Raw genomic sequence first — 20,085 nt, forward strand, 5'->3', positions numbered from 1 at the left:
GGGTACCCGTAAGGGGCATGCGTCCGGAATCCGGGCATGCGGAGGCCTCCGGGCGGGCCCGCGCATGACCATTCGGCCGCCGTGTATTAGAGTTATCTCGACATCGAGATATCTGCCGAGGTGCACCGCAGTCGCCACGATCCAGTAAGGCATGCCTAACTTAGCCTTACCTCAGCGGATTGGTCCAGGCGCAGTGGCGGCACCACGCGGTGGTAGCCGCAAAGGGTTTGCGGTGTGGTGGTACGCGCACATCAATGAAGGAGACTGTCGTGTCGGCGAACAGCTTCGAGGCCCGCAGCACGCTGCAGGTGGGCGACGAGTCGTACGAGATCTTCCGGCTGGACAAGGTCGAGGGCGCCGCACGCCTTCCCTACAGCCTGAAGGTGCTGCTGGAGAACCTGCTCCGTACCGAGGACGGCGCGAACATCACCGCCGACCACATCCGCGCGCTCGGTTCCTGGGACTCCCAGGCCCAGCCGTCGGAGGAGATCCAGTTCACCCCGGCCCGTGTGATCATGCAGGACTTCACCGGTGTCCCCTGCGTCGTGGACCTCGCCACCATGCGCGAGGCCGTCAAGGAGCTGGGCGGTGACCCGGCGAAGATCAACCCGCTGGCGCCGGCCGAACTGGTCATCGACCACTCCGTCATCGCCGACAAGTTCGGCACCAACGACGCCTTCAAGCAGAACGTCGACCTGGAGTACGGCCGCAACAAGGAGCGCTACCAGTTCCTGCGCTGGGGCCAGACCGCCTTCGACGAGTTCAAGGTCGTGCCGCCCGGCACCGGCATCGTCCACCAGGTGAACATCGAGCACCTGGCCCGCGTCGTCATGACCCGTGACGGCAAGGCCTACCCCGACACCCTGGTCGGCACCGACTCGCACACCACCATGGTCAACGGCCTCGGCGTCCTCGGCTGGGGCGTCGGCGGCATCGAGGCCGAGGCCGCCATGCTCGGCCAGCCGGTCTCCATGCTGATCCCGCGCGTCGTCGGCTTCAAGCTGACCGGCGAGCTGCAGCCCGGCACCACCGCCACCGACCTGGTGCTCACCATCACCGAGATGCTGCGCAAGCACGGCGTCGTCGGCAAGTTCGTCGAGTTCTACGGCGAGGGCGTCGCCGCGACGAGCCTGGCCAACCGTGCCACCATCGGCAACATGTCGCCGGAGTTCGGCTCCACCGCCGCGATCTTCCCGATCGACGACGAGACGCTGAACTACCTGCGCCTGACCGGCCGCAGCGACCAGCAGGTCGCGCTGGTCGAGGCGTACGCCAAGGAGCAGGGCCTCTGGCTGGACCCGCAGGCCGAGCCGGACTTCTCCGAGAAGCTCGAGCTGGACCTGTCCACCGTCGTGCCCTCCATCGCCGGCCCGAAGCGCCCCCAGGACCGCATCGTCCTCGCCGACGCGAAGGCCCAGTTCGCCCAGGACGTGCGCAATTACGTCAAGGACGGCGGCGACGTCGACGAGGCCAGCAAGGAGTCCTTCCCGGCCTCCGACGCCCCGGCCATCTCCAACGGCGCCCCCAGCCACAAGGTGAAGGTCACCGCCGCCGACGGCACGGAGTACGAGCTCGACCACGGCCACGTCACCGTCGCCGCGATCACCTCCTGCACCAACACCTCCAACCCGTACGTCATGGTCGCCGCCGCCCTGGTGGCGAAGAAGGCGGTCGAGAAGGGCCTGACCCGCAAGCCGTGGGTCAAGACCACCCTCGCCCCGGGCTCCAAGGTCGTCACCGACTACTTCGACAAGGCGGGCCTGACCCCGTACCTCGACAAGGTCGGCTTCAACCTCGTCGGCTACGGCTGCACCACCTGCATCGGCAACTCCGGCCCGCTGCCGGAGGAGGTCTCCCAGGCCGTCAACGAGCACGACCTCGCCGTCACCTCGGTCCTCTCCGGCAACCGCAACTTCGAGGGCCGGATCAACCCCGACGTCAAGATGAACTACCTGGCGTCCCCGCCGCTGGTCGTGGCCTACGCCATCGCCGGTTCGATGAAGGTGGACATCACCCGCGAGTCCCTCGGCCTGGACCAGGACGGCAACCCCGTCTTCCTGAAGGACATCTGGCCGAGCGAGGCCGAGGTCAACGACGTCGTCGCCAACACCATCGGCGAGGACATGTTCTCCAAGTCCTACGCCGACGTCTTCGCCGGCGACGCCCAGTGGCAGGCGCTGCCGATCCCGACCGGCAACACCTTCGAGTGGGACAGCGAGTCCACCTACGTCCGCAAGCCCCCGTACTTCGAGGGCATGGGCATGGAGCCGGCCCCGGTCGAGGACATCACCGGCGCCCGCGTGCTGGCCAAGCTGGGCGACTCGGTCACCACCGACCACATCTCCCCGGCCGGCGCCATCAAGGCCGACACCCCGGCCGGCAAGTACCTCACGGAGCACGGCGTCGAGCGCCGCGACTTCAACAGCTACGGCTCCCGCCGCGGCAACCACGAGGTCATGATCCGCGGCACGTTCGCCAACATCCGCCTGCGCAACCAGATCGCGCCGGGCACCGAGGGCGGCTACACGCGCGACTTCACCCAGGACGGCGCCCCCGTCTCCTTCATCTACGACGCCTCGCGCAACTACATCGACCAGGGCATCCCGCTGGTCGTCCTGGCGGGCAAGGAGTACGGCTCCGGCTCGTCCCGCGACTGGGCCGCCAAGGGCACCGCGCTCCTCGGCGTCAAGGCCGTCATCGCCGAGTCGTACGAGCGCATCCACCGCTCGAACCTCATCGGCATGGGCGTGCTGCCGCTCCAGTTCCCGGAGGGCCACTCCGCCGAGACGCTCGGCCTCACCGGCGAGGAGACCTTCTCGTTCGCCGGCGTCACCGGGCTGAACGACGGCACCATCCCGAGCACGGTGAAGGTCACCACCGACACCGGTGTCGAGTTCGACGCGGTCGTCCGCATCGACACCCCCGGCGAGGCGGACTACTACCGCAACGGCGGCATCCTGCAGTACGTGCTGCGCAGCCTGATCAGCAAGTGACCTGATCGGCGAGCGGTACCGCACGGCGGTTCAGGGCCGCACCCCCGGCGACGGGGGTGCGGCCCTCCGCCCGTGCCGGGCCCGCCCGGACGGTGCGTGACGGTCCCCGAGGGGCAGCCGCGTCGCGCCACCCGTTTACACGCGGGGCCTCCGGCGCTACCTTCCCCGTACGAGTGGGATGGGAGCGCTCCCATCTTTCGTCGGACCGGAACCCGTCGCAGGGACGCCCCCGTCCCGCTCGCCCCCCGCATGCGCATGCACATGCGCGCACCCCGCGACCCGCGGCGGCGGACAGATGTGTCACGACCGTGCACATAGTGAGGACATGGGCGGGGGGACGGTATCCCGCCCCGGCCCACGCTCCCCCCCTCGCGCCAGAGTCCTCCACGGAGGACGGCCGGCACGACGGAAGCGGGTCCGGGCCGCCACGGCCCGGACCCGCTTGCGGCGCGCGGCCGGCTCAGCTCAGCAGTTCCACCTCCGTCAGCGTCGCCTCACCGCTGAGGACCAGCCGGTAGTGGCCGTACTTCCCCGGCCTGTCCACCGAGAAGGCCCGGGTCTGCCGGTCCCAGCGGAAGGCGTCGGGGTCGTCCGCCCGCTCGTCGAGGGTCTTCCACGTCGTGCCGTCGGCCGACCCCTGGAGGGTCCAGCCCGTGGGCGCCCCGTCGGCGTCCGAGGAGGTCAGCGTGTACTGCACCGCCCTCTTCTCCCCGGTCACCGGCAGGTCGACCGAGGACACCGTGGCGCCGGTCGCCGAGGAGTCGTCGAACAGGGCGCCCTTGCCCTCCAGCACGTCCTCGCGGGGCGTGGGCACCTCGTCGTCCCGGGTGATCGACACCGGCGCCGCGTCCTCGCCGGTGCCCCACGAAGACGGCCGCGGGCCCATGTCGAACTCCAGGACCCCGCCCTTCGCGATCAGCGCGTGGGGGAGCGAAGTGGAGTTCCAGCGCTTGCCGTTGACCTTCAGGCCCTGCACGTAGACGTTCTTCGCGCTGTTCTTCGGCGCCCTGACGACCAGGTCGCGGCCGTTCTCCAGGTGCACGGTCGCCTTCGTGAACAGCGGGGAGCCGACGGCGTACTCGCCGCTGCCCATCACCAGCGGGTAGAAGCCGAGGGAGGAGAACAGGTACCAGGCCGACTGCTCGCCGTTGTCCTCGTCCCCGTGGTAGCCCTGGCCGATCTCGCTGCCGGTGTAGAGCCGGGAGAGCACCTCGCGGACGTTCTTCTGGGTCTTCCAGGGCTGCCCGGCCGCGTCATACATGTACAGGGCGTGGTGGGCCACCTGGTTGGAGTGCCCGTACATGCCCATCCGGACGTCCCGCGCCTCGGTCATCTCGTGGATGACCCCGCCGTAGGAGCCCTTGAACTCCGGGGAGGCCGTCTCGGGGGTGGCGAGGTACTCGTCGAGCTTGTCCGCGAGGCCGTCCCGCCCGCCGTACAGGTTGGCCAGGCCCCGGCTGTCCTGCGGGGCGGTGAAGGCGTAGCCCCAGCCGTTCGTCTCGGTGTAGTCGTGGCCCCACACCCGCGGGTCGTACTTCGAGGACTCGACGCGCCAGTCGCCCTTCGTGTTCCTCCCCTGGAAGAACCCGGCCTCGGAGTCGAACAGGTTGACGTACTCCTGGGCCCGGTCGAGGAAGTAGGCGGACTCCTCCCGGTAGCGCTTCTCACCGGTCTTCTCGTACAGGGCCTCGCCCATCCGCGCGATGCCGTAGTCGTTGAGGTAGCCCTCCAGGGCCCACGACAGGCCCTCGTGGGTCTCGGTGCCGGTGTAGCCGAGGAACGGCGAGGTCGCCATGCCCTTGCGGCCCACGCCCGACGACGGGGGCACGACGGTGGCGTTCTTCACGGCCGCGTCGTACGCCGCCTCCGCGTCGAAGTCCACGCCCTTGACGTACGCGTCGGCGAACGCGACGTCCGAGGAGGTACCGGTCATCAGGTCGGCGTAGCCGGGGGAGGACCAGCGGGAGGTCCAGCCGCCGTCCTTGTAGTGCTGCACGAACCCGTCGACCAGCTCACCCGCCTTGGAGGGGGTCAGGAAGGAGTACGCCGGCCAGGTGGTCCGGTAGGTGTCCCAGAATCCGTTGTTGACGTACACCTTGCCGTCGACGATCTTCGCGCCGGTGTGCGTCGGGGTGTCCGGCCCCGGCATCCTCGAGAACGGGGAGGCGTACTTGTACGTCCCGCCGACCTTCTCGAAGCCCGAGTTCGGGTACAGGTACAGCCGGTACAGGTTGGAGTAGAGCGTGGTCAGCTGGTCCGGCGTGGCGCCCTCGACCTCGACCCTGCCGAGCAGCCCGTCCCACTGCCGCTGGGCGCTCCGCTTCACCGACTCGAAGGACCGGCCCGCGGGGATCTCCTGGCGCAGGTTGTCCTTCGCCTGGTCGACGCTGATCAGCGAGGTGGCCAGGCGCAGGGTGACCGTCCGGTCCTCACCGGCGTCGAACCGCAGGTGGCCCTTGACGCCCTCGGCGGAGCCGTCCGTCACCGGCTTGTCGAACTCGCCGTGCACGAACAGCCGGGTGGCCCCCGTGGACAGCCCGGACTTCACGTCCGAGTAGCCGGTGAAGGTGCCGTTCTCCTCGTCGAGGGTCAGGCCGGCCTGGTCGGTGACGTTGTCGAACAGGACGCTCGCGTCGTCGCCCGGGTAGGTGAAGCGCATGACCGCCGCGTGGTCCGTCGGCGCGATCTCCGCCTTCTGGCCGTTCTCGAACCGCACCCCGTAGTAGTACGGCCGCGCGGTCTCGTTCTCGTGACGGAAGGCCAGCTCCCGTGCCTCGCGGCCCGTGTCCGGGGTGCCGGGGGCGGCGGACGGCAGCACCTGGAAGGTCTGCCGGTCGCCCATCCAGGGACTCGGCTCGTGGCTCGCGCTGAACGCCTGGATCGTCGGCAGGTTGTCCGCGTTGTTGCCGCGCGCGTAGTCGTACAGCCAGCTCAGGGAACCGGCGTTGGTCACCGGCGTCCAGAAGTTGAAGCCGTGCGGCACGGCGGTCGCCGGGAAGTTGTTGCCGCGCGAGAAACCGCCGCTGGAGTGGGTGCCCCGGGTCGTCACCGCGTAGTCGGACAGGTGCGCCTTCGGGCGTTCGGGCGCCACCCGCTTCAGCGACACGTCGTCCAGCCAGCCCCGGAACTTCGCCGGGCCCCTCGGCGAGTCGTAGGCCACCAGGATCCGGTCGACGGTCTTGCCGGCGGCCACCGAGCCGATCGACGACCGCACGCTGTTCCACTGGTTGACGTACAGCACCTTGGAGTCGCCCTGGCCGCGCGGCGTCAGCGGGAAGCCGTGCTGGTCGGTGGCGCGCAGGTCGCTCAGGTGGGTGCCGTCGGTGAAGGCCAGGTCGACGGAGACGTTCGTGGCGTCGTAGTCGAGGTCGCCGTCCGCCATCGACGGGAAGACCTTGTACGACAGCTCCGTACGGCGGTCGACCCGCACATCGACGTCGAAGACCTTGTTGTACGAGTAGGCCCGCCCCTCGGCCGTGTGCCGTCCGGCGTAGCGCAGCGCACGCTTTCCGGTGAATCCGGCGCCCGACTTCGCCGTCGGGGAACCGCTCGGCCCGCGGTCGACCAGCGAGAGCATGTCCCGGGGCACGGGCTCCTCGGTGTCGCCGGTGGAGAACTGCACGTCGGCGAGCTGCAGCGCGTCCGCCCCGCCGTTCTTGGTGATCTCCAGCCGGAAGTGCCGGTACCCGGCGACGGCCGACGCGTCCAGCTCGTAGACCCTGGTCTGGAACCGCTCCGCGAACGTCTCGCCCGAACGGGTGTCGAGGACCGTCCAGTCCTTCCCGTCGGCCGAACCCTTCAGGGTCCAGTCCCGCGGGTCGCGCGGGGCGAAGTCGTTGGCCGAGGTGAGCGCGTACCGGACCACCTCGACCGGCGCGTCCAGGTCGAACTCGGCCCAGCCGGTGGACGTGAAGGCCAGCCACTTGCTGCCGGGCTCGCCGTCGACGAGGTTCTCCTTCACCTCCCCGGCGCCCGCGTTCTCCGAACTGGCGCGCACGTCCGTGACCCGGTCGGTGACGTTGCCCGGTATGCCGCTGCTGTAACCGCCGTCGACACCCGAGGCGCGCTTCCTGCCGCCCCGCCCGGTGTCGACGGTGTTCAGCCAGTCGGGGGCGGGCTCCCCGGCCTCGAACGACGAAGCGAACTCCCGGTCCGCCTTCGCGGGCGCTCCGGGCAGGGCCACCGCGACGCCCGGGGAGGCCGCCGCCACGGCGAAGGCGGTCGTCGCGACGACCGCCGGGCCCCATCTGTGCCGAATCCTGTGCCGAACTCCGTGGTGCATGCGCGAGCACCCTCCCTGGCTTGGACAACGTTGTCAGAATGGCTGCGCAAGCACCAGTAGTGGGCCAAGTGGCGCACGGTGTCAAGGGTGTTGAATGCGGCCTTCAGGTTCCGGGGCGAGAATTGCTCCGTCGCGGAACGCGGTGACCGCTCGCGTTTGCGCCAGGTCTCAACTCGGAAAAGACCGGCGGTGAACCTTGTGTTCGATCTTGCTCCGGCGGCGGGAAGTGGACTATACCTGTCGGCACTCCGGGACATCCGCACAGCGCCCGAACAGCGAATGCCGTCACGTCCCGTACCACCGGCGCCGCCGGCGCCGGCCGCACCTCCTGCACGTCCAGCACTTCCTGCACGACCCAGCGCGACCCGAACGCGGTGCCGGGAAGGATCCGGTTCACCGCCTGAGTCCTGGAGAAGGCGAGGACTTGAGCATGGGATCCAACTCCGCCGAGTACGACGGCGCCCGCGAGCACGGCGTCCGTGAGCCCGGCACCCGCGACCGGACCGGCCGCGGCGCCACGGGAGTGGGCCGCCGCGGACTGATCAAACGGTCCGTGGCGCTCGGCCTGATCTCCGTCCCCACGATGAGCTTCCTGTCCGCGTGCGCCAGCGGCGGCGGGGACGATCAGGACAAGGCCGAGGCGGGCAAGAAGACCGCGAAGAACCCGCTCGGCGTCAACGACACCGCGCCGATGGAATTCGTCCTGTTCGACGGCGGCTTCGGCAAGGAGTACGCCGAGGACGCCGTCGCGGTGTACGAGAAGGCCTTCCCCGGGGCGAAGGTGAAGTTCTCCGCCACCCAGAAGATCCAGTCCACCCTGCAGCCGCGCTTCAACCAGGGCACCCCGCCCGACCTCATCGACAACTCCGGTGCCGAGCAGATGGACATGGGCACCCTGGTCGGCAAGAAGCAGCTCACCGACCTCACCCCGCTGCTGGACGCCCCCTCCTACGACGATCCGGGCACCAAGGTCCGCGACACGCTGCGGCCCGGCATCGTCGAGATGGGCCGGTTCGACGGCGAACAGGTCTGGATCCTCTACTACGCCTACACGGTCTACGGCGTCTGGTACTCGCAGAAGGCACTGGACTCGCTCGACGAGCAGTACCCCGAGACCTGGGACCAGATGCTCGCGGTCTGCGCCAAGGCCAAGAAGAAGGGCATGGCCGGCTGGACCTACGCCGGCAAGTACCCCTACTACCTCCCCTTCTCGCTGTACCCGATGATCGGCAAGGTCGGCGGGCGCGAGGTGCTCGACGCCATCGACAACCTGGAGCCGAACGCCTGGAAGCACCCCGCCGTCAAGGCGTGCTTCGAGGCCTACTACGAACTCCAGCAGAAGGGCTACGTCCTCAAGGGCACCCCGGGCCTGGACCACATCCAGTCCCAGACCGCCTGGGCCAAGGGCGACGCGCTGTTCATCCCGAACGGCTCCTGGGTGGAGAACGAGTCGGCGAACGTCCTGCCCGACGACTTCGGCCTCGCCGTCTCCGCGCCCACCGGCCTGGACTCCTCCGACAAGCTGCCCTTCGGCACCCTCTGGGCCTCCGGCGGCGAGCCCTTCGTCGTCCCCGCCAAGGCCGCGAACGCCCCGGGCGGCATGGAGCAGCTGCGCATCATGCTGAGCGAGGCGTCCTCGAAGAACTTCACCGGCAAGGTGAAGTCGCTGACCGCCTACAACGGCGGCACCGACGGCATCGAGCTGACCCCGGGCCTGAAGTCCGGCGTCGCCGCCCTGGAAGTGGCCGGGGAGAACGTGGTGAACCCGCGCCTGCAGGACTGGTACGTGCAGCTCCAGAAGGAGAAGATCGGCGTCTCCGGGCTCGGCGAGATGATGGCCGGCCGCGCGACCCCGGCCGAGACCATCAAGAAGATCCAGGCCTTCGCCGACGAGACGGCCAAGGACTCCTCGATCAAGCACTACAAGCACCAGTGAGCACGCGGCGGGCACCCGGCGGGCAGCCGGTGCGCGGCCAATGAGCAGTCAGTGAGCAATCGGTGAGCACCCGCCACCGGGGCCCGTCCGGCGCACCGCCGCCGGGCGGGCCCCGGCGGCAGCCCGCGCGCAGAACGGGGTCGCAGTCATGCAGCACGGCAAGTACCGGTTCATCGTGGGGTTCCTGGCGGTTCCCCTGGGGCTGTACGCGCTCTTCGTCGTCTGGCCGTTCGTCCAGTCGATCTACTACTCGTTCACGGACTGGACCGGTCTGAGTCCCGACTTCGAGATGGTCGGGTTCGCCAACTACGAACGCATGCTGGACGACGGCATCTTCTGGAAGTCGCTGCGGCACAGTCTGCTGTTCGCCCTGCTGGTGCCGGTGGTGACGATCGCTCTGGCGCTGTTCCTCTCCTTCATGATCAACGTGGGGGGCCGGCGGCGCCGTGGCGGACCGGTGATCTCGGGGGTCCGGGGCTCCGCCCTCTACAAGATCGTCTACTTCTTCCCGCAGGTGCTCTCGATCGCGATCGTCGCCCTGCTGTTCGCGTTCGCGTACAACCCCGACAGCGGTGCGATCAACTCGTTCCTGCGCGCGGTCGGGCTCGGCGGCGTCCAGCCGCTCTGGCTGGGCGACCCGGACCTCGCCCTGTGGGCCGTCATGGCGGTGATCGTGTGGTCCACGGTGGGCTTCTTCGTGGTCCTCTTCTCCGCCGGGATGGCGTCCATCCCGCTGGACCTCTACGAGGCGGCGCTGCTGGACGGCGCCAACCGGATCACCACCTTCTTCCGCCTCACCCTGCCGCTGCTGTGGGACACCGTGCAGTCCGGCTGGGTCTACATGGGCATCCTCGCCCTGGGCGCCGAATCGTTCGCGGTCGTACACATCATGACGACCGGTCCCGGCGGTCCCGACTACTCGACCACCGTCATGGTCCTGTACGTGTACCAGAAGGCGTTCCGCGACGGCCAGGCCGCCTACGCCACCACCATCGGCGTCGCCCTCCTCCTCGTCACGCTGGCCTTCGCCGCCGTGGTGATGAGGCTGGGGCGGCGCGAGCGGCTGGAGTACTGATCGATGAAGACGACCGAGCCCCCCGCCCCGGTACCGGCCGAGTCCGGTGTCCCCCTCACCGAGGACGGCCCGCCGTCCCGCGCGCCCGCCGGGGAGCCCAGGACGAAGCGGGAGGGCGGCGTCCTCAACGTCTTCTCGCACGGCATCCTGGCGATCTGGGCGGTCATGGTGGCCCTGCCGCTGGTGTGGGCGGTGATGACGTCCTTCAAGGACGACGCCTCCATCTTCGGCTCGCCCTGGTCGCTGCCGGACGAGCTCCACTTCGAGAACTGGTCGCGGGCCTGGACCCAGGCCCACATGGGCGACTACTTCCTCAACACCGTCCTGGTGGTGGGCGGCTCGCTCGTCGGCACCCTGGTGCTGGGGTCGATGGCCGCCTACGTGCTGGCCCGCTTCGAGTTCCCGGGCAACCGGTTCATCTACTACCTGTTCATCGGGGGCATGAGCTTCCCGATCATGCTCGCGCTGGTCCCCCTGTTCTACGTGGTCAACAACATGGGCCTGCTGAACACGATCCACGGGCTGATCCTGGTCTACATCGCGTACTCGCTGCCGTTCACGGTGTTCTTCCTGACCGCGTTCTTCCGGACCCTGCCCGGCAGCGTGGCGGAGGCCGCGTTCGTGGACGGCGCCTCGCACAGCAGGACGTTCTTCCAGATCATGCTCCCGATGGCCAGACCGGGCCTGATCAGCGTGGGGATCTTCAACTTCCTGGGCCAGTGGAACCAGTACATGCTGCCCACCGTGCTCAACACCGACGAGGACAAGCACGTCCTCACCCAGGGCCTGGTGCAGCTGGCCGTCAGCCAGGGCTACAAGGGGGACTGGTCCGGCCTCTTCGCCGGCCTGGTGATGGCGATGCTCCCCGTGCTCGCCGCGTACGTCGTCTTCCAGCGCCAGGTCGTGCAGGGCCTCACCGCGGGCGCCCTGAAGTAGTCCCGGGCCCCCTTCCGGGCGNNCGCCCGGAAGGGGGCCCGGGGGAGCCGTCCCCGGACCCTCTGAAGTCACCCTCCGGATTGCCCCGCGCACCCGCCGCTCCCGTCCCAGGGAGCGGCGGGTGCGGTGGTGTCCACGGACCTGGAAACAGTTCAACCTCTTGACGGGAGGCGACCTGAACGGCTCATCTTAGAGTTCACTAGTTGGACACGGAACGGGGTCTCATCGAAGCGGCCCCGCGCGCAGGAGGTCGTCGTGGAGACTCCGGGGTCGCAGTCGTCGCTGCACCGAGCCAATCTCGAACGGGTCGTTCGAGCGGTACGCCTGGCGGGCTCCCTCACCCAGGCCGAGATCGCGAGGACCACGGGCCTGTCCGCGGCCACGGTGTCCAACATCGTCCGGGAGCTGAAGGAGAGCGGGACCGTCGAGGTCACGCCCACCTCCTCGGGCGGCCGCCGGGCCCGCAGCGTGTCGCTCAGCGGGGACGCCGGGATCGTCGTCGGGGTCGACTTCGGGCACACCCACCTGCGGGTCGCGGTCGGGAACCTGGCCCACCAGGTGCTCGCCGAGGAGTCCGAACCGCTGGACGTGGACGCCTCCTCGACCCAGGGCTTCGACCGGGCGGAACAGCTGGTCAACCGGCTGATCGAGGCAACCGGCGTGGACCGCGCCAAGATCGCCGGGATCGGCCTGGGCGTGCCCGGACCCATCGACGTGGAGTCCGGGACCCTGGGCTCGACCGCGATCCTGCCCGGCTGGACCGGCACCAGGCCCGCCGAGGAGCTGCGGGGGCGGCTCGGCGTGCCCGTGCACGTGGACAACGACGCGAACCTCGGCGCCCTCGGCGAGATGGTCTGGGGCAGCGGCCGGGGCGTGCGCGACCTGGCGTACATCAAGGTCGCCAGCGGTGTCGGCGCGGGTCTGGTCATCAGCGGCAAGATCTACCGCGGGCCGGGCGGCACCGCGGGGGAGATCGGGCACATCACGCTCGACGAGTCCGGCCCCGTCTGCCGCTGCGGCAACCGCGGCTGCCTGGAGACCTTCACGGCGGCCCGCTACGTGCTGCCCCTGCTCCAGCCCAGCCACGGCACGGACCTGACCATGGAGGGCGTCGTACGGCTGGCGCGGGGCGGCGATCCGGGCTGCCGTAGGGTGATCGCCGACGTCGGCCGCCACATCGGCAGCGGGGTCGCCAATCTCTGCAACCTGCTGAACCCGAGCCGGGTGGTCCTCGGCGGCGACCTCGCCGAGGCCGGCGAGCTGGTCCTCGGCCCCATCAGGGAGTCCGTCGGCCGCTACGCGATCCCCAGCGCCGCCCGTCAACTGTCCGTGCTCCCCGGGGCCCTCGGGGGCCGGGCGGAAGTACTGGGCGCGCTCGCCCTCGCGTTGAGTGAAATGGGCGATTCGACCCTGTTGGACGGGACGGCGGGAGGCACCCTCGCCGCGGCCTCGCCCGCCTTCACTTAGAGAACGATTGGCACCGTTGCCATCTCGTTAAGGATTTACTTCTTGACGTCGCACGTGTGGCCGAGTTGACTTCCAGCCACCTCGGCCGCAATGTCGCGGCCTCGTCAGGGAGGTTTCTGAAGTGAACACGCGTATGCGTCGTACCGCCGTTGCCGTCGCCGCCGGAGCGCTGGCCGTTTCCCTCGCGGCCTGCGGCAGCGCCGCCGAGTCCGGTGACAAGGACAAGGACTCGGGCGACTCCGCCGCCAAGGGCGACAACATCAAGGTCGGCCTGCTCCTGCCGGAGAACCAGACCGCGCGGTACGAGAAGTTCGACAAGCCCCTGATCGAGAAGAAGATCAAGGAGCTCACGAACAACAAGGGCGAGGTCATCTACGCCAACGCCAAGCAGGACGCCAGCCAGCAGAACCAGCAGGTCGACACGATGGTGACCAACAAGGTCGACGTGCTGATCCTGGACGCGGTGGACGCCAAGGCCATCGCCGGCTCGGTGAAGAAGGCCAAGGACGCCGGCATCCCGGTCGTGGCCTACGACCGCCTCGCCGAGGGCCCGATCGACGCCTACACGTCGTTCGACAACGTGACCGTCGGCAAGACGCAGGGCGAGGCCCTGCTCGAGGCGCTGGGCGACAAGGCCAAGAAGGGCCAGATCGTCATGATGAACGGCTCCTCCACCGACCCGAACGCCGCCCAGTTCAAGAAGGGCGCGCACGAGGCCCTCGACGGCAAGGTCAAGGTCGGCCGCGAGTACGACACCAAGGAGTGGAAGCCGGAGAACGCCAACGCCAACATGGAAGGCGCCATCTCCGCCATCGGCAAGGACAAGATCGTCGGCGTCTACTCCGCCAACGACGGCATGGCGGGCGGCATCATCACCGCCCTGAAGGCCGCCGGCATCGACGACATCCCGGTCACCGGCCAGGACGCCGAACTCGCGGGCGTGCAGCGCATCGTGACGGGCGAGCAGTACATGAGCGTCTACAAGCCGTACGCCCCGGAGGCCGACGCCGCCGCCGAGATGGCCGTCGCGCTCGCCCAGGGCAAGTCGCTGGACTCCGTCGCCAAGGACACGGTCGACAGCCCCACCACCAAGGGTGTGCCGTCGGTCCTCGTCCCGGTCGTGTCGCTGACCCAGGAGAACATCAACGACACCGTGATCAAGGACGGTGTCTACACCGTCGAGGAGATCTGCGCCGGCAAGTACAAGGCCGCCTGCGACAAGATCGGTCTCAAGTAGACCCCTTCGCGGTCCGCAGTCCCGAGTCCCCCCAGCTGAACGGGAGTCCGCACCGGACTCCCGTACGGGACCGACTGCCATGAGCTCCGCCGGCGCCCCGCACACACCAGCCCCGCAAGCTACGCGGGGCGCCGGACGGAACACCCCCCTACTTCTGCACAACCTCCCGCCGGGTCAGGCGGCGAAGGAGATGGTTCACGTGTCCGCTACGCCCGTGCTGGCGTTGCGCGGGGTCTCCAAGCGATTCGGTGCCGTCCAGGCGCTCACCGACGTAGAGCTTGAGGTCCGTGCCGGTGAAGTGGTCGCCCTGGTGGGCGACAACGGCGCCGGAAAGTCCACGCTGGTCAAGACGATCGCCGGCGTGCACCCCATCGATGAGGGCGTCATCGAGTGGGACGGCAAGCCCGTCCAGATCAGCCGCCCGCACGACGCCCAGAACCTGGGCATCGCGACGGTCTACCAGGACCTCGCGCTGTGCGACAACATCGACGTCGTCGGCAACCTCTACCTCGGCCGGGAACTGCGCAGGCGCGGTGTCCTGGACGAGGTGGAGATGGAGCGCCGCTCCCGTGAGCTGCTCGACACGCTGTCGATCCGCATCCCCAGCGTCCGCATCCCGATCGCCTCGCTCTCCGGCGGCCAGCGCCAGGTCGTGGCGATCGCCCGGTCCATGCTCGGCGAGCCCAAGCTGGTGATCCTCGACGAGCCCACCGCCGCCCTCGGCGTCGAGCAGACCGCGCAGGTCCTCGACCTGGTCGAGCGGCTGCGCGAACGCGGCCACGCCGTCATCCTCATCAGCCACAACATGGCCGACGTCAAGGCCGTGGCGGACAAGGTCGCCGTGCTGCGCCTCGGGCGCAACAACGGTACGTTCGAGGTCAAGTCGACCTCGCAGGAAGAAATCATCTCCGCCATCACCGGAGCCACGGAGAACGCCGTGACCCGTCGTGCGGCGCGCACCAACGGGGAGGCCGGCAAGTGAGCACCGAAAAGACCTCGACGCCCGCTGCCGGCAAGGTCGAGAACACCGAGGCGGCCGCCGCGGCGGTCACCGTCGTCGACCCCCGGCTGCTGGTCCGCGAACAGGGCCTCGCCGGCTACATCGGCGAGTTCAAGCGCAAGCTGAAGGCCGGTGACCTCGGCTCCCTCCCCGTCGTGGTGGGCCTGCTGATCATCTGGGGCATCTTCACCAGCCTGAACCCCAACTTCCTCACCGCGGGCAACTTCTCCGACATGTCGGTCGCCATGGTCGGCACGGGCATGATCGCGGTCGGTATCGTCTTCGTCCTGCTGCTCGGCGAGATCGACCTGTCGGTCGGCTCGGTCAGCGGTGTCGCGGGCGCCGCCTTCGCGGTGATGAGCGTCACGCACGGCATGAACGAGGTGCTGGCCCTGGTGCTGGCCGTCCTCACCGGCACGGTGGCCGGAGCCATCCACGGCTTCATCTTCGCCCGCATCGGCGTCCCGGCCTTCGCGGTGACCCTGGCCGGCCTGCTGTTCTGGCAGGGCTTCATGCTGCAGATCCTGGGCAGCAACGGCACCATCAACCTCGACTCCGAGGGCCTGGTCGCCAAGCTGACCAGCCACTACTTCTCGGACGTGGCCGCCGCCTACGGCCTGGCGATCCTGGTGACCGCGGGCTACTTCCTCCTCGCGTTCTCCGACAACCGCCGCCGCGAGGCCGCCGGGGTGCCCTCCCGTCCGCTCAACGAGATCATCGTGCGGACCGTGCTGCTGGCCGTGCTGGCGTTCGCCGTGGCGATCGTCTTCAACCAGTACAAGGGCCTGCCGCTGGCCGTGGTGATCTTCCTCGCGGTCCTGGTGCTCACGGACTTCGTGCTGCGCCGCACCGCCTACGGCCGCAAGGTCTTCGCGCTCGGCGGCAGCGTGGAGGCGTCCCGCCGCGCCGGCATCAACGTGGAGCTGGTCCGGATATCCGTCTTCGCGATCGCCGGCACCTTCGCCGCGATCGGCGGCCTCTTCGTCGCCTCGAAGATCGCCTCCGCCAACCAGGGCGCGGGCACCGGCGAGTTCCTGATGAACGTCATCGCCGCGGCCGTCATCGGCGGTACGTCCCTCTTCGGTGGCCGCGGCCGCACCTGGGACGCGCTGCTCGGTGTGATGGTCATCGTCTCGATCCAGTACGGCCTCGCCCTCGAGGGCATCGCCTCGCCGGTCCAGTACATGATCACCGGTGGTGTCCTGCTGGCGACCGTCGTCATCGACGCCGTCACCCGCAAGACCCAGAAGACGGCGGGCCGCGCCTAGCCGCTCCCGCCGCGGCACCGTCCGCGCCGTCCTGTGCCCGGTACCCGTTCGGTACCGGGCACAGCCGTGTCACGGGGCCCGTCCGGCACGGACCCGGTCCGGCGCGGACCCGGGCGGGACCGCGGCGTGACGTACGACGCACCGCCCGGACGCAGGGCGCCCGGGCGGAACATTAGACTCGACGAGCCCGGCAACAGCTCGATCAGCTCTACTGCAAGGAGGCACGGGTGCCGCTGCTGACCCGCATCAGGGGACCGCGCGATCTGGACCGGCTCACCCTGGAGGAGCTCGACCGGCTGGCCGAGGAGATCCGCACCTTCCTCGTCGAGGCGGTCTCCAAGACCGGTGGCCACCTCGGTCCCAACCTGGGCGTGGTGGAGCTCACCCTCGCCCTGCACCGCGTCTTCGAATCGCCCAGGGACAAAGTGCTCTGGGACACCGGACACCAGTCCTACGTGCACAAACTGCTGACCGGCCGCCAGGACTTCTCCCGGCTGAAGATGAAGGGCGGCCTCTCCGGCTACCCCTCGCAGGCCGAGTCCGAGCACGACGTCATCGAGAACAGCCACGCCTCCACCGTCCTCGGCTGGGCCGACGGCCTCGCCAAGGCCAACCAGCTGAGGGGGACCGGCGACCACGTCGTCGCCGTCATCGGCGACGGCGCCCTCACCGGCGGCATGGCCTGGGAGGCGCTGAACAACATCGCCGACGCCCGGGACCGCCCGCTCGTCATCGTCGTCAACGACAACGAGCGCTCCTACTCGCCCACCATCGGCGGCCTCGCCAACCACCTGGCGACCCTGCGCACCACCGACGGCTACGAGCGCTTCCTGACCCGCACCAAGGACCTCCTGGAGCGCACCCCGGTCGTCGGCCGCCCCCTCTACGACACCCTGCACGGCGCCAAGAAGGGCCTGAAGGACTTCATCGCCCCGCAGGGCATGTTCGAGGACCTGGGCCTGAAGTACGTCGGCCCCATCGACGGCCACGACATCGAGGCCCTGGAGTCCGCCCTCACCCGCGCCAAGGGCTTCGGCGGCCCCGTGATCGTGCACTGCCTCACCGAGAAGGGCCGCGGCTACCAGCCCGCCCTGGCGGACGAGGCCGACCGCTTCCACGCCGTCGGCAAGATCCACCCCGACACGGGCCTGCCGATCGCCTCCTCCGGCGCCGACTGGACGTCCGTCTTCGGCGAGGAGATGGTCAGGCTCGGCGAGGAGCGCGAGGACGTCGTCGCCATCACCGCGGCCATGCTCCAGCCCGTCGGCCTCGACCGGTTCGCCAAGCGCTTCCCCGACCGGGTCTACGACGTCGGCATCGCCGAGCAGCACGGCGCCGTCTCCGCGGCGGGCCTGGCCCACGGCGGGGTCCACCCCGTCTTCGCCGTGTACGCCACCTTCCTCAACCGCGCCTTCGACCAGGTGCTGATGGACGTGGCCCTGCACAAGTGCGGCGTCACCTTCGTCCTGGACCGGGCCGGCATCACCGGCACCGACGGCGCCTCCCACAACGGCATGTGGGACATGTCGATCCTCCAGGTCGTCCCCGGCCTGCGGCTGGCCGCACCGCGCGACGCCGACCAGGTCCGCGCCCAGCTCCGCGAGGCCGTCGAGGTCACCGACGCGCCGACCGTGGTCCGCTTCTCCAAGGGCGCCGTCGGGCCCGCCGTACCGGCCGTGGGCCGCGTGGGCGGCATGGACGTCCTGCGCGAGCCCGGCACCGGCACCCCGGACGTGCTGCTGGTCTCCGTGGGCGCCCTCGCGCCGATGTGCCTGGAGATCGCCGGCCTGCTGGAGAAGCAGGGCATCTCCACCACCGTCGTCGACCCGCGCTGGGTCAAGCCCGTCGACGAGGCCATGGCCCCGCTCGCCGAGAAGCACCGCGTCGTCGTCACCGTCGAGGACAACTCCCGCGTCGGCGGGGTCGGCTCGACGATCGCGCAGACCCTGCGCGACGCCGGCGTCGACCTGCCGCTGCGCGACTTCGGCATCCCGCCGCGCTTCCTCGACCACGCCTCGCGCGCCGAGGTGATGGCGGAGATCGGCCTCACCGCCCCCGACATCGCCCGTCAGGTCACCGGCCTGGTCGCGAAGCTGGACGGCGGGTACGCGCGCTCCGCCGCCGGCTCGGTGGAACCCGCCCGGGACTGAACCGGCACCTTCCGCCGATGCGCCCGAACGGGCCGCCCGTGCCACTGTGAAGAGTGGTGCGGGCGGCCCGTTCGCGTGAAGGCGCCCGTCCCGGGGCACACGGTCCAAGCCCCCTCTCGATCATGTCGGGGACGACACAGCGTGGGAGGTACCCGTGAGCAGCACCCTCTTCCGGACGAAGAAGGTCGAGCAGTCCATCCGCGACACCGAGGAACCGGAGCACGCCCTCAAGAAGTCCTTGTCCGCGCTGGATCTGACCGTCTTCGGTGTCGGTGTCATCATCGGCACCGGCATCTTCGTCCTCACCGGTACGGTCGCCAAGAACAACGCCGGACCGTCGGTGGCCCTGGCCTTCGTGGTGGCCGGAGTCGTCTGCGCGCTCGCCGCGCTCTGCTACGCCGAGTTCGCCTCCACCGTCCCGGTGGCGGGCTCCGCCTACACCTTCTCCTACGCGTCGCTGGGCGAACTGCCCGCGTGGATCATCGGCTGGGACCTGGTGCTGGAGTTCGCGCTCGGCACCGCGGTGGTGGCCGTCGGCTGGTCCGGGTACATCCACTCGCTGCTGGACAACGCGGGCTGGCAGCTGCCGGCCTCCCTCGGCGTCCGGGACGGCGCCGAGGTCTTCGGCTTCGACATCCTGGCCGCCGCCCTGGTGCTGGCCCTCACCGGCATCCTCGTCCTCGGCATGAAGCTGTCCGCGCGGGTCACCTCCGTCGTCGTCGCCATCAAGGTCCTCGTCGTCCTCGTCGTCATCGTCGCCGGCGCCTTCTTCGTCAACACCGACAACTACAGCCCGTTCATCCCCGAGGCGAAGCCCGTCGCGGCCGGTGACGGCCTCCACGCACCGCTCGTCCAGCTGATGTTCGGCTGGGCACCGGCCGACTTCGGCGTGATGGGCATCTTCACCGCGGCCTCGGTGGTCTTCTTCGCCTTCATCGGCTTCGACATCGTCGCCACGGCCGCGGAGGAGACCAGGAACCCGCAGCGGGACATGCCCCGCGGCATCCTCGGCTCCCTGCTCATCTGCACCGTGCTGTACGTCGCCGTGTCGATCGTCGTCACCGGCATGCAGCACTACAGCAAGCTGTCCGTGGACGCTCCGCTCGCGGACGCGTTCAAGGCCACCGGACACCCCTGGTACGCGGGCTTCATCAGCTTCGGCGCCGCCGTCGGCCTGACCACGGTCTGCATGATCCTGCTGCTCGGCCAGACCCGGGTGTTCTTCGCGATGAGCCGGGACGGACTGCTGCCCCGCTTCTTCTCCCGCGTCCACCCCCGCTTCAGGACCCCGCACCGGCCGACCATCCTGCTCGGCGTCCTCATCGCGATCCTGGCGGGCTTCACCCCGCTGACGGAACTCGCCGAACTGGTGAACATCGGCACGCTGTTCGCCTTCGTCATCGTCGCGCTCAGCGTGATCATCCTGCGCCGGACCCGGCCCGACCTGCCGCGGGCCTTCCGCACCCCGTGGGTGCCGTTCCTGCCGATCCTGTCGGTCGCCGCCTCGCTGTGGCTGATGCTGAACCTGCCCGCCGAGACCTGGCTGCGGTTCGCCCTCTGGATGGTGATCGGCATCGTCGTCTACTTCCTCTACGGCCGCGGCCACAGCCGCCTGGGCCGCGGCGAGGGGGCCGGCCCCCTCGAACCCGCGGAACCGCCGGGTCCGGCCTCCCGGTAGCGCCCTCGCGCCCCGTACGGCCCTCACGGGCCCGCAGACCCCCCGGGCCCTCCCCGGCCCCGT

11 protein-coding genes are annotated in these 20,085 nt (G+C 69.6%); 10 read left to right on the plus strand and 1 reads right to left on the minus strand.

The features are described from left to right. Positions 1-269: 269 nt before the first annotated feature. Positions 270-2,993: an aconitate hydratase AcnA gene (gene acnA, locus AOK18_RS06910; RefSeq protein ID WP_055693729.1), complete on the plus strand. Its 2,724-nt coding sequence runs from the start codon at positions 270-272 to the stop codon at positions 2,991-2,993. Between the two features lie 460 nt (positions 2,994-3,453). Here the strand turns inward: acnA and AOK18_RS06915 are convergent, their stop codons facing one another. Beyond that, positions 3,454-7,275 carry a GH92 family glycosyl hydrolase gene (locus tag AOK18_RS06915; protein WP_079104874.1) on the minus strand — a complete coding sequence of 1,274 codons (3,822 nt, stop codon included), beginning with the start codon at positions 7,273-7,275 and terminating at the stop codon, positions 3,454-3,456. Positions 7,276-7,705: 430 nt separating this feature from the next. On the opposite strand from AOK18_RS06915, the gene ngcE reads away from it, so the two are divergent. The 9 genes from ngcE to AOK18_RS06960 all read left to right on the plus strand — a co-directional run bounded on the left by ngcE (position 7,706) and on the right by AOK18_RS06960 (position 20,022). Then, entirely contained in the window at positions 7,706-9,211 is a 1,506-nt protein-coding gene (ngcE, locus tag AOK18_RS06920) for an N-acetylglucosamine/diacetylchitobiose ABC transporter substrate-binding protein (RefSeq protein ID WP_240503091.1), read from the plus strand. 148 nt (positions 9,212-9,359) lie between these two features. Beyond that, positions 9,360-10,286 (plus strand): carbohydrate ABC transporter permease, encoded by a 927-nt coding sequence (locus AOK18_RS06925; protein WP_055570580.1) that lies wholly within the window; start codon positions 9,360-9,362, stop codon positions 10,284-10,286. Positions 10,287-10,289: 3 nt separating this feature from the next. Further along, positions 10,290-11,222, plus strand: coding sequence for a carbohydrate ABC transporter permease (locus tag AOK18_RS06930; protein WP_055693730.1), 933 nt, complete (start codon positions 10,290-10,292; stop codon positions 11,220-11,222). 255 nt (positions 11,223-11,477) lie between these two features. Then, positions 11,478-12,689, plus strand: coding sequence for an ROK family transcriptional regulator (locus AOK18_RS06935; protein WP_055693731.1), 1,212 nt, complete (start codon positions 11,478-11,480; stop codon positions 12,687-12,689). 133 nt (positions 12,690-12,822) lie between these two features. Continuing rightward, the gene (locus AOK18_RS06940) at positions 12,823-13,926 is read left to right on the plus strand and encodes a substrate-binding domain-containing protein (RefSeq protein WP_055570577.1); all 1,104 of its coding nucleotides are present in this window, start codon (positions 12,823-12,825) and stop codon (positions 13,924-13,926) included. A 190-nt stretch (positions 13,927-14,116) separates the two neighbouring features. After that, entirely contained in the window at positions 14,117-14,908 is a 792-nt protein-coding gene (locus tag AOK18_RS06945) for an ATP-binding cassette domain-containing protein (RefSeq protein WP_055570576.1), read from the plus strand. Continuing rightward, positions 14,905-16,194 carry a sugar ABC transporter permease gene (locus tag AOK18_RS06950; protein WP_055570575.1) on the plus strand — a complete coding sequence of 430 codons (1,290 nt, stop codon included), beginning with the start codon at positions 14,905-14,907 and terminating at the stop codon, positions 16,192-16,194. Before AOK18_RS06945 ends, AOK18_RS06950 begins: the two co-directional genes overlap by 4 nt. 227 nt (positions 16,195-16,421) lie before the next feature. After that, on the plus strand, positions 16,422-18,344 hold the full coding sequence (gene dxs / locus AOK18_RS06955; protein WP_055570574.1) for a 1-deoxy-D-xylulose-5-phosphate synthase: 1,923 nt from the start codon (positions 16,422-16,424) through the stop codon (positions 18,342-18,344). 154 nt (positions 18,345-18,498) lie between these two features. Continuing rightward, complete coding sequence (locus AOK18_RS06960) at positions 18,499-20,022, plus strand: amino acid permease (RefSeq protein ID WP_055693732.1); 1,524 nt, start codon at positions 18,499-18,501, stop codon at positions 20,020-20,022. Positions 20,023-20,085: the final 63 nt, after the last annotated feature.

This window comes from Streptomyces prasinopilosus (genome assembly GCF_001419695.1).
GTDB lineage: Bacteria > Actinomycetota > Actinomycetes > Streptomycetales > Streptomycetaceae > Streptomyces > Streptomyces prasinopilosus.

Coding starts and splice junctions, on each gene's coding strand:
- AOK18_RS06915 (WP_079104874.1), bottom strand. CDS start 7,275: ATGCACCACGGAGTTCGGCACAGGATTCGGCACAGATGGGGCCCGGCG.
- ngcE (WP_240503091.1), top strand. CDS start 7,706: ATGGGATCCAACTCCGCCGAGTACGACGGCGCCCGCGAGCACGGCGTC.
- AOK18_RS06925 (WP_055570580.1), top strand. CDS start 9,360: ATGCAGCACGGCAAGTACCGGTTCATCGTGGGGTTCCTGGCGGTTCCC.
- AOK18_RS06930 (WP_055693730.1), top strand. CDS start 10,290: ATGAAGACGACCGAGCCCCCCGCCCCGGTACCGGCCGAGTCCGGTGTC.
- AOK18_RS06940 (WP_055570577.1), top strand. CDS start 12,823: ATGCGTCGTACCGCCGTTGCCGTCGCCGCCGGAGCGCTGGCCGTTTCC.
- AOK18_RS06945 (WP_055570576.1), top strand. CDS start 14,117: ATGGTTCACGTGTCCGCTACGCCCGTGCTGGCGTTGCGCGGGGTCTCC.